We start from the raw sequence: 15,321 nt of genomic DNA on the forward strand, positions 1-15,321 counted from the left end.
GGCGATCGTGTTAAGTGGGATCGGTATGCAAGATTTGCATCTGTTCATTTTAACCTGGCACTGTCAGTGATAACGTGTATAGATAAAAATTAGATCCGAGACTTTGGATTAAAAATTAACAGATTGCGAAGCGTCAAAATAGTGTTATGGCGAATCAAATAGATGACATTGCTCGGCAAGCTCGCGAGGGCTCCGTTGCATCGATTATTCAAATCCTTAACGACAAACTGGCACACGTAGGTGTCAGAGCTAGAGCCGTGTTTGCTTCTGGGATACTGCAACTGCTGTGCGAAGCTGCAACACCCCAACTGCTCGAACAGTCTAGTTTGGTCGATCGCATCCGAGAAATTTTGGAGAATCTCTCGCCCCGCAATATTCGCCGAGTCAACATCAACACCCGGCTGGTGCGAGAACACCAACTGCTGTGGCTCGAAGAAATTAGCCGCGATCCAGAAAATCAATTGCTGTGGTCCCAAGAAATTAAACTCAGAAAGCCAAATTTGTTCAAGCGTTTGGCCGCCGCCCATCACGAACGCCAAGCTGAAGAGCGGGCTTTGCCCAGAATCGCTGCTCCTCGATCGATGCAGCAACCGCGGCAATTTAAGCGCGGTATCGTCGGCGGCGTCAGCTTGAGCGTGTTGTTGCTGGTTGCGGTGGCCGCCATCTACAAAGGACTCAATTCCCCAGTGCCAAACAGCACAGCCGCCACCACCCAAGCAGTTGCCAGTCCCAGTTCCTCAGAAGCAACACCTGCTGTCAAAACTTCTAAGGAAAATCCTAATTCTGCTGTTGACTCTTTTTCCCAAGCAGTGCGGGTGGCAGAGCAAGCAGCCACCCAGGGCAAAACCGCTCAATCTCGCGAAAATTGGTTAGTAGTGGCCGCTAAGTGGCAGCAAGCTTCGGATTTGATGGCCGCCGTATCCCCAAATCATCCCCGCTCTGCAACGGCTGTTAACCGGACGGTACTTTATCGCCAAAATAGCGATCGAGCCCAACAGGAAGCACAAAATAAGTAAGCAGGGAAGTCGGATAAATTTAACAATAGAACTAGCAAGCGCGTTTCTAGAACTTGCGATCGATGAGTAGTCGAGCAAAAACTTCGTAACTCTCAGATCGATCCTGAGGGAGGATTTTTTATTTTTTATTTTTTGCGATCGGCGTCACTCGATCGCATGATTTATATCACAATAAAATTTTATCAGGATCACAAACTTAAATAAGAAACATCACAGAATCAGGAGAGGGGTCTCACAAAGCAGTCTCAAAAATAAATTCATTCTCAGAACAGTTCAAATTAGTGGGAATGGGATTTATCCTCATCTGGTCAAGGATGCTAAAGTTCATCCCGTACAGATCCAAGGGTAGAAAACAGCAAAATAGAACTCGGTCGGATCTGAGTAAGTCTTTTAAAGATTTAGTTACCCGCCGACGGGCTGCGCCAACGCAGAAAGCAGGCTCATAACAGTCCAACCGACTGTTATCAGAAAACTGGGTTGAAAACCCGTCGTTCTACGACGGCTTTACAAGATTTTACAGGCAGCTTACGATTGAGGTGTGAAACTGGAAACATGACACTCAAAGCCTTCAGCTATCGATTCTACCCAACGCCAGAACAGGAAAGCCTGTTGCGACGCACGATAGGTTGTGTTCGTTTGGTCTACAACCGTGCCTTAGCTGCAAAGACTCAAGCTTGGTATGAAGAACAAAAACGGGTAGCATATACTGAGACTTCAAGTATGCTAACTTCCTGGAAGAAAACTCTTGAATTAGAATTCCTAAATGAAGTTTCTTCAGTACCGTTGCAGCAGTGCTTGCGACATTTGCAAACTGCTTACAATAACTTCTTTGACGGGCGAGCAAAATATCCCAATTTCAAGAAAAAACGCAACGGTGGCAGCGCGCAATTTGCTGCGTCGGCATTTAAGTTCAAGGACGGACAAGTTTACTTAGCCAAGTCTGTTGACCCCTTACCTATTCGTTGGAGTCGAACACTACCGGACGGTTGCCGACCATCAACGATTACGGTAAAGCTGGCACCATCTGGTAGGTGGTCAGTTTCTTTGTTGGTAAATGTGGAAATTGAAACATTACCCGACGAGTCAGACAACCAAATCGGTATTGACTTGGGAATTACCAGTTTGCTGGCACTGAGCACAGGCGAAAAAATTGTCAACCCCAAAGGATTTAAGGCAAAATATCGCCAACTTAGAAGAGCGCAGAAAGCTTTAAGTCGAAAACAGAAGGGGTCAAATAACCGACACAAAGCAAGGCTGAAAGTAGGGAGAGTGCATCAAGAAATTGCCGATGCAAGGAAAGATAATCTTCACAAGTTAACAACGCGGTTGGTGCGTGAAAACCAAACCATCGCCGTAGAAAATTTAGCTGTGAAGAACATGGTAAAAAATCGAAAACTGGCTCTTGCCATCAGCGACGCAAGTTGGGGTGAATTGGTCAGGCAACTTGAATACAAGTGCAATTGGTACGGTCGCACTTTAATCAAGATTGACCGATGGTTCCCGAGTTCAAAACGGTGTTTTGAGTGCGGATATATTGTTGAAAAACTGCCGTTAAATGTTCGGGAGTGGAAGTGTCCTAATTGCGGGTCACACCATGACCGAGACATCAACGCCAGTAAGAATATTCTGGCCGCAGGGCTTGCGGTAACAGTCTGTGGAGCGACTGTAAGACCAGAACAGAGTAAATCTGTTAAGGCAGGTGCGAAAAACCGATCCGGAAGGAAGCAGAAACCCAAATCGTGAGGCTTGGGAATCCTCGCTCTTCTAAGGCGGGGAGGATGTCAAAGATAGGTTCTATATATGCAGCACGAATCTGCTTAAACATCATTAAAAAAAAGAAAGACTTCGTTGCCATGATCGATTACCAGGGAAATCAAGACTTTACTCCGATCGACCAATCGCCTTCAGAGTCTCGCACTTTGCATCTACCACAAATGGCAGAACCAGTATCAGTCCAAAAATTTCTGGATCGTCTTATGCAGTACCAGGTCGATCCTGCCCTTGTCGGGCGGCAAATTTACCAAATTCTCGCGACCAACATCGATCGAGAAATCCTGCTGCTACAAATAGCAAAAACTTTGGGGGTTGCTTGTGGGGTAGATTTCTGTTTGGTTGCTGCTGTAGCTGACCAGAAAGTAGTAATTCCGAATGCTTGCTGGCTTCAGAAGAGCGATCTGCTAAACGCTGCGGATGCAAGTAAGATACCCGAAGACTCCCAAAGCACAAAATTAGAATCGCCTAGCATATCGCTCGAACATCCTGTTTTCGCAAACCTGCTAGCAGACGGCGAGATAGTAGGGATCTCCGACTATCTTGATACTCCTTTGACAGCTTCATCGCCCAATTCCCCTGTGACACCGCTGCCTTGTCGGGCAATTTTGGCAGCGCCTGCGCGATTTGGAGGGGCTGTAAATGGGACGATCGTTCTTGGTAAGTTGCAACCTCACGAGTGGTCAGCAACCGATCGCCAGCGCTTAGAAGCAGCATCAGAGGCGATCGGTATCGCGATTGCTCACATTCAAAAAACTCAAGAAATTGCCAGTTTAAACGAACAGTTACAGCAACAAGCTAAATACAAAAATCTACTCAGGTCAGTGGCTACTGCGATCGACACCAGTTCAGAAGTCGATCAATTTTTGCAGCAAATTATTGAAAATACCGTCAATACCTTGCAAGTAGATAGAGGTCAAATACTGCTGTTCAAAGATACAGACTTCCCCTTAACAAAAGCCTCCGTCAATCAAACTCCCAAAGCAAAAATAGTATTAATTGGCGAATCTGCATCAACCAAAAATGAAGGTAAACTAACAATAGAACCAAAAAATTCTGGAAAACAAAGCTCGAAAGCCAAACCCAAAACCCAGGCAAAAAGTGCTAATTCCAAATCCAAAAGTTCTAACTCCAAACAAAATAACTCTCCCGCTTTTTGGCTGTCGGAATCTAATTTGTGCGGTCAAGCATTCCAGAGCGCACCCCAACCTCTCGCCCTTGCTGACGCCAGCGAATTAATCGACAAGGAAGAAGAGGGAGCCGCAGAAATCTTGAAACTCCAAGGTATTCGGGGGTTGCTGGTAATTCCCATCATGCACGCAAGCAGACAGGAAATTGTCTTAGGGTTCTTGGTTTTGCAGCACTCCGAGCCGCGCCCTTGGAACCCTGAAGAATTAGAAATTCTGGAATCAGTCTGCGCTCAAGCGAGCAGGGCGATTATTCAAACTCAGATATTCAAGGAAGTGCAAACCCAAGTCCAAAAAAGAGATGCTGAGTTGGAAGAAAGTATCAACGTGCAGGAGAAACTGCACGAACAATCTGCCAATCAACTAGATCAACTACGCAAATTGAAGCTGATCAAAGACGAGTTTATCGACAATGTTAGTCACGAGTTGCGAACCCCTTTGACAATCATGAATCTGGCGATTCTGATGCTCAAACAGGCCGAACAGCCATCAGCAAGTCGGGCTAATTATCTCGACATTCTAGAGCAGCATTGTGCTAAGGAAGCCGCCCTGGTTCAGGATTTGCTAACCTTCAAGCAATTAGAGCGTCAGCCACTCCCTCTTTATCCAGTCAACATCGATCTCAACCTTTTAATTAAAGATTTAGTTGTGGATTTTGAGAAAAAGTGGGCGGATAAGGGATTGACTCTGAAGGTGGATGTGCCGAAGTTTACCCCTTCCTTGGAAAGCGACCCGGACAGTCTTAAGCGGGTACTACTGGAACTGCTGACGAATGCTGGAAAATACTCGACTTCAGAAACAACGGTAGTTTTCAAGGCGTCTGAGGTAGCCAGCGATATTGTCCTGAGTGTGTCTAATTTCGGGCGTGGCATTCCTGATGCTGATTTGCCCCACATCTTTGAAAAGTTCCGTCGCGGTACTGGCATTACCAACAAAGCGATCGCCGGTACGGGTTTGGGTCTAGCCCTGGTAAAGTCTTTAGTGCAGCACTTGAATGGTACTATTGATGTGTCTAGTTGTCCGGCAGAAAGTTCTGAATCTGACGAGTTGTGCCGCACATCTTTTACTCTGACTTTGCCAAAAATTCCAGCGGAACTGTTGAATCTATAATAATAGTTCGGTTGAGAAGCGGCCCTGAATTGCCAGCGAACAGGCTAAAACTTGCGTTAATAGGGAGATTAGAAAATATAGCAAACCTTACCCAATCATCCTTTTTGATTTGTTTGTCTGATTGCGGGAACTTCTCTGAGTTTCGCGTGGGAAGAGGGGCTGTTTACCGGATAGCCGACGACTCGACACCCGTACCGGTACCGGAGGGGACTGTAATTCCCGGCTTAGCATTGGAATTGGATTGTTGATTCAAAAACGCAAGCATCTGGCTGTGAAATAAACTGACCAGAAAGAATTGGTTAAAAGCCCCAAGTCTTTGAGGGAGAAATTAAAATCAGACTATTCATTACTCCAATCCTCTTCCTTCTAGGTAGAGTTCGCTTTCAAACTGTCCCAGGTCAACTGTCAACTGTCCCAGGTCAACTGTCAACTGTTGAAGGTGTTTGGCTGCAAGTAAATTCCGTTATTTGTCGGGTATTTCTATCTGAGCCGATCGCTTGCTGCAATTTCCAGTTAAAATCGTTGCGGTGCACCTCAATAGATCGCGACGAATCTTATGCTCACAAAAGCTGCACCTAAACTCCTGCGTTGGCAACGTTCTAAATATTCGCCGCTGGCACGACAAATAGACGTTTTTGCTGCGACGGCAAAGTTTATGTTTTTTTTGTGGTGGGATGGACTGCTGCAAGATAAGTCTGCTCATACTAGAAGAATTCGTGCCCATTGGTTGGTCAATACTTTGCTGGATTTGGGCCCGACTTTTATTAAAATCGGGCAGTCTCTCTCCACTCGCGCGGATTTGCTGCCGCTGGAGTACGTGAAGGAGTTGGAACAGTTGCAGGATCGGGTTCCTGAGTTTAGTTCCGAAGAGGCGATCGCCCTTGTAGAATCAGAGTTAGGCAAAGATATTTACGCTTTGTACCGGGATTTTGACCCGTTGCCCATTGCTGCGGCGAGTCTGGGACAGGTGCACAAAGCGAGGCTGCACACGGGGGAAGATGTGATTGTGAAGGTGCAGCGTCCGGGTTTGGAAAGGTTATTCGATTTGGATGTCAAGGCGGTGCGCCAAGTAATGCGTTTGTGCGATCGCTATTTACCAGGGACGCGCAAGTACGACTTAGAATCTCTTTATCACGAGTTTTTTAAGATTTTATATCAAGAGATTGACTACGTACAAGAAGGCAAAAATTCCGATCGCTTCAGCCATAATTTTCAAGAATATCCTCAGATTATTGTCCCGAAAGTCTACTGGCAATACACGACTAAAAAAGTGCTGACTTTAGAATACGCGCCGGGGATTAAGGTGGACGACAGGATCAGTTTAGAGGCGATTGGAGTAGATATTACGAAGCTCAATCAACTCGGAATTTCCTGTTACTTGAAGCAGTTGTTAATTGACGGTTTTTTTCAAGCTGACCCGCATCCGGGAAATTTGGCGGTAACAGAAGATGGTAGCTTGATTTTTTACGATTTTGGGATGATGGCAGAAGTGAAGTCTCTGGCTAAGGACGAAATGGTCAAGACTTTTTTTGCTGTGCTGAGAAAGGATACCGATCGGGTACTGGATACTTTAATTGCGATCGGCTTAGTGGAGCCGATGCCGGATATGATGCCGGTACGCAGGCTGATTGCTTTTCTGTTGGATAAGTTTATTGATAAGCCGATCGACTTTCAAGCATTCAATGAAATCAAGAACGAACTGTACATCATGTTCGAGCAACAACCGTTTCGCTTACCAGCAGAAATGATGTTTATTGTCAAGTCGCTGACGACTCTCGACGGCATTGCTAGAACTCTCGACCCTCACTACAATTTCCTATCATGCGCTCAGCCTTTTGTCAAGAGTATTGCGGTGAGTAAAGGGCGCAGAAGTGCGATCGGAGAATTGGCTCTCCAAGCACGAAATTTTATCACCTACAAGTTACAGCAGCCGAGTAAATCGCAAGTTTTTATCAAGCGTTTGGAACAGCGGATAGAAGATGGGGAGTTGCAAATTCGAGTCCGCAATATCGAGAGCGATCGCGCCCTGAAACGCATCAATCTCGCCCTGAAAACTCTGATTTTTGCCTGTATGGCTGGTTTTGGGGGGCTGACGGGTGCAGTGCTGCTGGTGGGCGGATATCAAACGGGGGCGATCGTAGCTTTTGCTGTGTCGGGATGCGCTGGCTTGTTTGTGCTGCGTGCTTTGCTAGATTTGTTGGTGAGGGAAAAGCTCGATCGAATAGCCGAAAAATAAATATACTTACTTGGTAATTAGGTTCGTAGTGAGGACTTTAGTCCTCATTTAAAACACTAAAGTAAAGACGAATTCAGCTCATGCTGTCTCCTGCATTTTTAGCAGATTTAATGCTGCAAAACGTTCATATTCTGCTTGTTGGGTCGCTAAATTTGCTTCTATTTCTGGTCGATTTGCGTGATAATAAGTCAGTGCAGCATAAACCTGCGCTAGGGTGAGATGATCCAGATCCGCTGCTATTTCCTCAGCACTATTACCTTGTTTGTATAAGACTACGATTCGCTGCACCGATGTGGCAGTACCTGCAATAATAGGGATGCCACCGCGAAGGTGCGGATCGCGGATAATGAGAGTGCCAATATCAGTTAAAGTTGGCATAGGTGAATCTGGGGTTAAAAATTAGAATTCAATTCTAGCATAAATTTATTAATTTTTTAAGCTATAATCTAATCAACCTGCCCTAAGTGTTCCAGAAGATAAGCAGCAGGAGGATTTGCTATGTCAACTACTGTTCGAGAAGTTTACGATCGCGTTCTTTCTACCCTTTCACCAAAGGATAGACTGCGCTTGGCAACTCTTATTCTCAACGATTTGGTGCAGCAAAATCTATCGGTTGTCGATGAAAGCGAGACTTGGACTGAAGAAGATAAACTCGATGTGACTACATTTTCTTTGCAGTATGCGGCCACCATTTTTCCTGAAAACGAGGAGATTTAATAGTGTCTTTTAATCCTGGTGATGTGGTGACAGTAGATTTTCCTGGTGTCACTGGCATTAAACGTCGTCCGGCGGTAATTCTATCATCAGTTACCTATAACACAACCCGCCGCGATGTAATAGCTGGACTACTGACTACACAGACAACTGCTTTAGGTATAACTGATTATATACTCCAAGATTGGGCCACAGCAGGTTTACGAGTCGTTTCGGTTTTTCGCAGTTTTATTGTCACTCTACCGCCATCTTCCAACTTAGTTCTAATTGGTCATCTGTCGGAACGTGACTGGAAGGAAGTTCGTGCTTGCTTGAAAGTCGCTCTTGCGGATTTGGAATGATATAGTTGTTACTGTTGGACGAAGAAGTGTTCGACAATATCCTCTTTAGAGTAGATTATCCTTGAATTTTGCCGACTTAATTTATGAAATATTTTGTCCTACTACCGTGCTTCTAGATACTCACAGAGAGTAGTTGGTTCGGGAATTGGTAAACCCTCCTCTCGCAACCCTTCTAAGTGAAATTCGATCGCTTCTTTAATTTCCTGCTGTACTTCCGCAAGGGTAGCGCCTGTGGCTGCACATCCAGGTAAATCTGGCGCATAAGCTGAATAGTTATTGGGTGTTTTTTCAATGACGATCGCATAACGCATCATTTAGTCTCGAATTTAGAGTTGATTAGTTAATTGTAGGGTGTGTGACGGCGATAAATCTTTACATCAAAACCAGGAAAATATGTACAGTCAATCGATTTTAGATTTTAGATTTTAGATTTTAGATTTTAGATTAACCCCACGGATAAATTCGGGGGAAGAGAGGATTTTAGATTTTCGATTTGGGACGATCTGAATTTCAACAAAAAAATACTGCCGAATAAATGTTGTGTTTATTTATAAAACCATTGTGTTCAGGTGCGGATATCTTAAATTGTCGATAGGTAGCTAGGAATTTTTCGTGGATCCACACCCTACGAATTAAGTAAACATTATTGCATGATATATCAGCTCGATCGAGAGTTGATTCACTTGATTTGATAAATGTAAGCATCATCAATGTACCTATGATTGACGCTTTGATTCGTTATCCGTCTCCCTGAGAAACTTGATTTGAAACGTTGTTGTAACTCGCGCAATCCCTGAATTAATTCATCTTTGACACTGACTGCGACAAGGGCTGTCCAATCAATTTTCAATTCTGGCTCTACCTCGCGAAAGACTGATAGTATCTCGTGGTAAGTTTTAAGTGGGCCTTTCTTATCATATGAAGGCGATGTGAGCATCAATCGCCAGGTTTCGGGTTCTGGTGCGTAGAACCAGAGAGCAGAATCAACTGATACACCTGCTGCATTAAGAGCGTCTATTAGTCTTTGACCTTCTGCTATTTCTTGACTTACCAATGTTGCTGTACCCATTGTAAAATTCCGTGATTGCTGTCGGTAATTGCTGAGTAAATATCGAGGGCTTTTTGTCGGTCATGTTTTTGGTAACGGCTTTCTTCTGACCAGTCTTTAAGAACTACCCATGCAGTTAAAAACTCTACATCTTTTAGCAGAGTTTTTAATTCGGAATCAAGTTTAGCAACTTTAACAAGTTTTTCTAAATCGTGGGTGTAACTGTCGAAAACAGTTTTTTTGTCAGGAAAGTCGAATTTCCGCGTTTGTTTTGCGATGCAAGCTTTTAAAGCGCATTCAACAACATAACCGCTGAGATAGTAAGCACCAGAGTATTGACGATTTTCGAGCAGCACTTCTACTTCTTTAAGTCGAGTGAGTGCGATGTTTTGTAAATCTCGTCTATTCACAAGTTTAGCTTACCTCCATGAAATCAGCAAGAAGACCGGGCGGTTGAAACCGCGTCTGGATTTACAATTATCCAATACGAGAGGAAGTTCAACCAACCAAATGCAAAAATGATACCTAGCGTGTGGGTTGGGGTTGTTGCCTTTACCACTTGCTAGATATCATTTTGATATCAGAGTTAGATTTTCAATACCCCCAGGGGAATTCGAATCCCCGTCGCATCCGTGAAAGGGATGTGTCCTAGGCCTCTAGACGATGGGGGCGCGTTTTTCGTTGCGTTTGCTTGTGTTCCGCACCTTTATTACCTTAACTAATCTTTCTGAATTTGTCAACTACTTTGCGAAAGTTTTTTTCTAGTCGTCCGAAAGTTGCTCGCAGTAGGCTTTGAGGATGGCGGCGCAATTGCCGATCGCCCCGAGATGAGCAATTTCAAACCCGTGGGTATTCTGGGTGGGGAAAGCCAAACAAGCGGCGCGGGCCACATGGCCGAACTTCATGGCGATCGAAGCATCGCTTCCAAAACCGCTAATCACCGCCAACTGCACCTCTACATCGACTGCTGCGGCTGCTGCGCCTAATTGGCCGTTCAATCCTTCATCGTAGACTCCGTAGCCGTCCTGAACCAGCAACACCGGGTTTTCGCCATCTGCGATCGGGTATTCCGGCGCGATCGGGCAAATTTCCAAAGCAATCAGCGCATCCAACGGCTGGCGCTGCGTGAAATACAAAGCCCCGATCGCCCCAACCTCCTCCTTCGCCGACGCCACCAAATAAACATTCACCGCAGGCTCTTTCAAATATTCCGCCAGAGCCAGCAAAATCGCCACAGAAGCCTTGTTGTCAAGGGTGTAGCTCGCGATCCAATCCTTCAAGCGCAGCGGGCGTTTGCGGTGCTTTCCCACCACCATCCGGGTGCCCGGCCGAATTCCGGCCTCGGCTAATTCCTCGGCGGTACACTTGGTTTCGATCCAGGCATTTTCCCACTTGACAGCAGCATCTTCCTGCTGAGCTTTTTGCGGTGATTCGTGAGAAACGTGGCGACTCCCGAAGCTGAGAATGCCGCTAATTGTTTGCTTGTCGCCCAATAAATCGACGACGCCTTCGCCATAAACCCAAGGAAACGCGCCACCCAACCTGCGGACTTCGACGCGGCCGATCTCGCCTATTGTTTTAACTAGGGCGCCAATTTCGTCTTTGTGGGCGGTAATGGCGATCGACTTGGAGGGATTGCGCCCGGGAATGAGGGCGATCGCATTGTCAGCGCGATCGATCCAAGCATTCACTCCCAGGGCGGCGAACTTTTCCATCAACCGCTGGTTAATTTCCGACTCCGCACCGCTGGGTGAGTGCAGCATGACTAATTCTTCGATTGTTTGAAATAGGCGATCGAACTCTAACATTTTTGATTCCCGGATTTGGGAGCGTATTTTGACATATATTAAAGCAGATTTTTTCTGGGTAGGAATCGTATTTTCTGAAGTGAATCTGATTTTTTTTGAACCGCAGAGGGCGCAGAGGGCGCAGAGAGCGTTATTATAAAAATGATTTTTTTTTAATATTCTTCTATGCTTGTCAATAAAATACTGCAACTTTTGCAACGTAAAATCCGCGCCCAAAAGTTAGGTGTAGAATTCAAGAGAGTTGCTAGCTTTAATTTGCCCGGTAATTTAATTGTGCAAGGAAATCGCCAACAAGTAAACTTGCCGGAGGAGAAAGGCATGGATGGAGAATTTATTGAAGTGCTTTTAGATGACTGTTACGGAGTGGAACAATTATCTGAATCGCTGATGAAAGTTCTCGATATCGGGGCGAATGTCGGGTTATTTCCGATCGCCGCCCGGAATCGATTTCCTCAAGCTGTAATTCACGCCTACGAAGCTAATCCAAACTTAGAAATTTACCTCAAACATCAATCTGAAATTGCCAATTTTACCTATTTTATGGAGGCTGTGGGAGCCGAAGATGGTAGAGTAGTTCTGGATATTCGGGAAGTATCGGGAAAAACGCGATCGCGCGTCAGCGAAAACGGTGATGTACCGATGGTATCGTTGAAAAGGGCGATCGATCGCATTGGCGGCAGCGTCGATTTAGCCAAAGTAGACTGCGAAGGTGCAGAATGGCTGTTATTTGAAGACCGAGATTCTTGGCAACTCGTGCAAAACCTGTCTTTAGAATATCACTTGTGGTCTGGTCACACTCACGCCGAAACCCGACAAGTTATTGAAAATTTAGGATTTCGGGTCACAAAGCAAACGCCAATAGATAAATGGTACGGCTCGATCTTAGCATCCCGAACCCCCAACCCTAAATAAGGTTCGTAGTTAGGACTTCAGTCCTCAGACTTTTTGAAGGACTGAAGTCCTAACTACAAACCAATTTTAACAGAATAGGACTTACGCGCGGGAGCCAGAAACCGGGTTTTTTCGAGAAAACTTTGTTGTGATTCGCAGATTTAGGGAAAAACCCGGTTTCTTTGTCGGAGTGCGCCCAGGACTGCTGAACTTGGATTAAATCAGTTCTTCACCTTGATTAAAACTGTGCATTCCTTGATTTTCCTCGACGCGCACAATAACATCTTCGGGAGTATTGATGATGCCTTTGAATGATTCTTGACTTGCTTGCAAAGCTTGTTCCTTGTTTTTGCGATCGGCAAGTTCGCGCTGCAACTTATCAATTATCCGTTCAAAACGAGCTGCTTGCCTGAGCATTTCCTGCTCCGAAAAATCCAGCAATTGAATCAAACTAGCAATTTGATTTTCCAGTAATTGATTTTCGTAAGCATTGTGAGATTGCACAATATTTGCCGATGTTTTTGAATTATTAAAAACATCTTTTTCGTCAGACAAAGACAGAGCCGTTTTGACACTAAGTGCAAAATGTTTAAACAATTGAGCTGTGCTATGGGGAATTTTTACTTTAAGGAAAATGACTACAGTAAACAAACTTCCCGATCGCAAAAGTCCCCCAAATGCCAAGACAGACTTGACTTTGTACGGGATAATTAAGGAATCTTGTTCCGGAATAAAGGGGCTGCCTTTTGCCTCGGATACGTGAAAAATATTTAATACTGCTGGTTCTAATTGCAGAAACCTTTCTCCCTCGATGCCGAGGACTGTAGGAATATCTAAACCGAACTGTCTGATGGTTTCCGAAATCGCCGGCATTTTGGCTACTACTTCGGTGCTAACTAAGGGAATAGCTGTATTTTCTACTGCTGTGTGCCGAGAATTCCACTGCGGTTCTATGCCTGCGGTTGCTAGTAGAGTCCAGCATTTCATGTCGGCGGCAGGGGATTTGCCATTCATTAAGCGGCGGGCGGATTGTTGCAATGATTCTTCTAATTCCCCGTAGGGATGAGTTTTGAACAAACGCACCAAAACACAGCTATTTTCTCCAGTTTGCGAATCGCAAAAATGTTGGTAAATATACTTGACAATTTTCTGGCTGCTAGCTTCCATACTAGCAGAATTTCTACCGAACTGGCGCAGCACTAAACTGCATTTCGCGATGTCTTGCGGGGTAAATAGGGTAATATCGTACATTAGAAAACGCTCTCCCAGACTCAAACACTCTTTTTCATTTATCCTTACGTCCGTTACCCCATCCGGAATTCTACTGAGAGTTTTTCCAAGTGTTAGTTAAAATATGTACAAAGTTTGCCAGCCAAATGCAGCGCTTGTCTGGCAGGATACAGAAATTAAGACTAAGCAAGAGTAATAGAAAACATCTATCCCGTAGCGCGCGCACCGCGCACAGAGAGGCAGATGTATGATTTATGGCGTTTGCAAGGATTTGTGGCGGTGACTCGGGCAGAGAAATTAAAGTAGCGAGACTTTTCTACCAGAGTCAGGATGATAATCTAACAGGTTTTTAGTGAGGACTTCAGTCCTCAGCAAAAGAAGGACTTAAGTCCTCACTACGAACCTGTAGTGAGGACTTAAGTCCTCAGCAAAAGAAGGACTTAAGTCCTCACTACGAACCTTTTTTTGTTTAAGTTGAGGCTTTGTTTAAAATTTTTAATCATCCCAAACAACTCTACTGGGCTGGTTGAGACTTGGCTTGCAGAGCATCTTTAGCCGACAATCCCTGATCTTGAACGCCAAAATACCACAAACTTGCAGCAGCTTCGGCGCGAGTCACGGATTTCTTCGGCTGAAAGAGAGTAGTAAAACCAAAAACCCGACGAATATTCGCCAAATCTCCATTGTTGAAATCAGCTAAAACTGCTCGCGACGCCTGGGAATCAATCTTAGAAGCATCTTGAAAACCCCATTTTTCTTTTACTCCGTCAATGTTGGCTGTAGGCAAAACTTGACGAGTATCTAATGGTACTTTCCAAAGAATCATTGTTTCGCGGGTTAAAGGTGCATCCGGACGAAATTTCATATCTTTCGTTTCTCCAGAAAGCGAACTCGGAATTAAACCGGCTTCTGCTAAACCTTGAATTGCTGCAAAATCTGGATCTGTTTTGGGTATGTCAGAAAAGGCCGGTTCGCTAGATTCTACTGCTAATCTAATTTGTTTGGCTTGACGGCTGGCATAAATCTGATTGTTTGCTGCTACTAACCAGCGGGCGTATTCGCGGCGGGTGACAATTTTGTTGGGTTCGGGTAAACTGTTGCCAGTTTCTAAATTGGCACCGCTTTTAGATCGCACTTTCAGTGCTTCTAACTGAGCCAAATCTGCCACGTACTGCTGCAACTGTTGAGGAATTTTGGTGTCTAGTTGGCTAACTTTTTCTGATTTTGGCGAGGCGGATGGGGTTGGAGTAGTTCCTTCTGAATTTGATGGACTTGGTGAAGCGGTTGGAGATGGGCTAGACTCGGAATTGTTAGGTTGGGGACTGGCTGCTATTTCTGGGCCCTCTTTGCTGTAGTCGATCGCAAATTCTGTAGAACCTCCTACTTTTTGAGTCCCAGAAAGCGACACTGTTACCCGCAATTTATCTCGGGTTGCTACCAAAGAACCTTGTCCTTCGGCGGTTGGGCGGCTGACTATTTGCCAATTCCTGCGCCCAAATTCTGTCTGATAAAAGTTCTGAACCGAATTAACCGGATCTGTGCTTTCCCAGCGCAGCCGCACGTTTTTTGACTGTCCATCGCTGGGCGCACCAACTTCGATTAACTGAGCATTAGGATAGAGTGGAATCTCTGTCGGGAAATCGGCAGGAAGTTTGGCGGTTGTGCTGGTTTCAACTGCTGTCGCTGGGGGAGCAACAGGGACGGGAAGCGGAGTTTCGGTTAATTTCGGATCGGCGGCTACCGATTCTTCGAGGGCTTTGCTGTTGGGGCTGTTTGCACAAGCTGTCACAGAAACCAGCAGACTGATAGCCAGCCAAGTCTTTGCAGTAGCGAGTATATTGGTTTTATTAGTTTTACTGGTTTTGGTTGGGCCGATCGAGTTGCCTCGCCGTTGAGTACGTATAATATTCAGCATAAATCCCTCGTTTGCGGATATATTTCTAGGCTAGCGCAGATCGGACAAATATAAT

General features: G+C 45.2%; 14 protein-coding genes and 1 tRNA gene. 7 read left to right on the plus strand and 8 right to left on the minus strand.

Translation table 11 applies throughout. From position 1 onward, the window contains the following. Positions 1-146 precede the first annotated feature (146 nt). The 4 genes from JGK20_RS02360 (at position 147) to JGK20_RS02375 (ending at position 7,319) form a co-directional block, all read left to right on the plus strand. A complete protein-coding gene (locus tag JGK20_RS02360; protein WP_293176508.1) occupies positions 147-1,016 on the plus strand; it encodes a hypothetical protein in 870 nt (289 codons plus the stop codon). Positions 1,017-1,568: 552 nt separating this feature from the next. Further along, positions 1,569-2,759, plus strand: a complete 1,191-nt coding sequence (locus JGK20_RS02365) for an RNA-guided endonuclease TnpB family protein (RefSeq protein ID WP_293176506.1) — start codon at positions 1,569-1,571, stop codon at positions 2,757-2,759. A 110-nt stretch (positions 2,760-2,869) separates the two neighbouring features. Beyond that, positions 2,870-5,083: a GAF domain-containing protein gene (locus JGK20_RS02370; protein ID WP_293176504.1), complete on the plus strand. Its 2,214-nt coding sequence runs from the start codon at positions 2,870-2,872 to the stop codon at positions 5,081-5,083. 556 nt (positions 5,084-5,639) lie between these two features. Then, the gene (locus tag JGK20_RS02375) at positions 5,640-7,319 is read left to right on the plus strand and encodes an AarF/ABC1/UbiB kinase family protein (protein WP_293210276.1); all 1,680 of its coding nucleotides are present in this window, start codon (positions 5,640-5,642) and stop codon (positions 7,317-7,319) included. A gap of 78 nt (positions 7,320-7,397) precedes the next feature. Here JGK20_RS02375 and JGK20_RS02380 read toward each other — a convergent pair whose 3' ends face one another. Beyond that, positions 7,398-7,697, minus strand: a complete 300-nt coding sequence (locus JGK20_RS02380) for a DUF433 domain-containing protein (RefSeq protein WP_293176500.1) — start codon at positions 7,695-7,697, stop codon at positions 7,398-7,400. 120 nt (positions 7,698-7,817) lie between these two features. Here JGK20_RS02380 and JGK20_RS02385 point away from each other — a divergent pair, with 120 nt between their 5' ends. Next, positions 7,818-8,036 carry a hypothetical protein gene (locus JGK20_RS02385; protein WP_293176498.1) on the plus strand — a complete coding sequence of 73 codons (219 nt, stop codon included), beginning with the start codon at positions 7,818-7,820 and terminating at the stop codon, positions 8,034-8,036. Positions 8,037-8,038: 2 nt separating this feature from the next. Further along, positions 8,039-8,374: a type II toxin-antitoxin system PemK/MazF family toxin gene (locus tag JGK20_RS02390; protein ID WP_293176496.1), complete on the plus strand. Its 336-nt coding sequence runs from the start codon at positions 8,039-8,041 to the stop codon at positions 8,372-8,374. A 101-nt stretch (positions 8,375-8,475) separates the two neighbouring features. Here the strand turns inward: JGK20_RS02390 and JGK20_RS02395 are convergent, their stop codons facing one another. The 5 genes from JGK20_RS02395 to JGK20_RS02415 form a co-directional block, all read right to left on the minus strand. Beyond that, positions 8,476-8,688: a type II toxin-antitoxin system HicB family antitoxin gene (locus JGK20_RS02395; protein WP_325315532.1), complete on the minus strand. Its 213-nt coding sequence runs from the start codon at positions 8,686-8,688 to the stop codon at positions 8,476-8,478. Positions 8,689-9,053: 365 nt separating this feature from the next. Next, positions 9,054-9,443, minus strand: coding sequence for a hypothetical protein (locus JGK20_RS02400; RefSeq protein WP_293176494.1), 390 nt, complete (start codon positions 9,441-9,443; stop codon positions 9,054-9,056). Further along, positions 9,422-9,832 (minus strand): HEPN domain-containing protein, encoded by a 411-nt coding sequence (locus tag JGK20_RS02405; RefSeq protein ID WP_293176492.1) that lies wholly within the window; start codon positions 9,830-9,832, stop codon positions 9,422-9,424. Before JGK20_RS02405 ends, JGK20_RS02400 begins: the two co-directional genes overlap by 22 nt. Positions 9,833-10,020: 188 nt before the next feature. Beyond that, a tRNA-Glu gene (locus JGK20_RS02410) sits at positions 10,021-10,093 on the minus strand. Between the two features lie 90 nt (positions 10,094-10,183). Beyond that, on the minus strand, positions 10,184-11,230 hold the full coding sequence (locus JGK20_RS02415) for a M28 family peptidase (RefSeq protein ID WP_293229194.1): 1,047 nt from the start codon (positions 11,228-11,230) through the stop codon (positions 10,184-10,186). 165 nt (positions 11,231-11,395) lie between these two features. Here JGK20_RS02415 and JGK20_RS02420 point away from each other — a divergent pair, with 165 nt between their 5' ends. Next, positions 11,396-12,142: an FkbM family methyltransferase gene (locus JGK20_RS02420; RefSeq protein ID WP_293176488.1), complete on the plus strand. Its 747-nt coding sequence runs from the start codon at positions 11,396-11,398 to the stop codon at positions 12,140-12,142. Positions 12,143-12,337: 195 nt separating this feature from the next. On the opposite strand, the gene JGK20_RS02425 is transcribed toward JGK20_RS02420, so the two are convergent. Both JGK20_RS02425 and JGK20_RS02430 read right to left on the minus strand, forming a co-directional pair. Then, positions 12,338-13,372, minus strand: a complete 1,035-nt coding sequence (locus JGK20_RS02425; RefSeq protein WP_293176486.1) for a histidine kinase — start codon at positions 13,370-13,372, stop codon at positions 12,338-12,340. Positions 13,373-13,865: 493 nt separating this feature from the next. Further along, entirely contained in the window at positions 13,866-15,266 is a 1,401-nt protein-coding gene (locus JGK20_RS02430; protein WP_293176484.1) for an S-layer homology domain-containing protein, read from the minus strand. Positions 15,267-15,321: the final 55 nt, after the last annotated feature.

This window comes from Microcoleus sp. PH2017_05_CCC_O_A, assembly GCF_020738785.1.
Taxonomy (GTDB): Bacteria; Cyanobacteriota; Cyanobacteriia; order Cyanobacteriales; family Microcoleaceae; genus Microcoleus.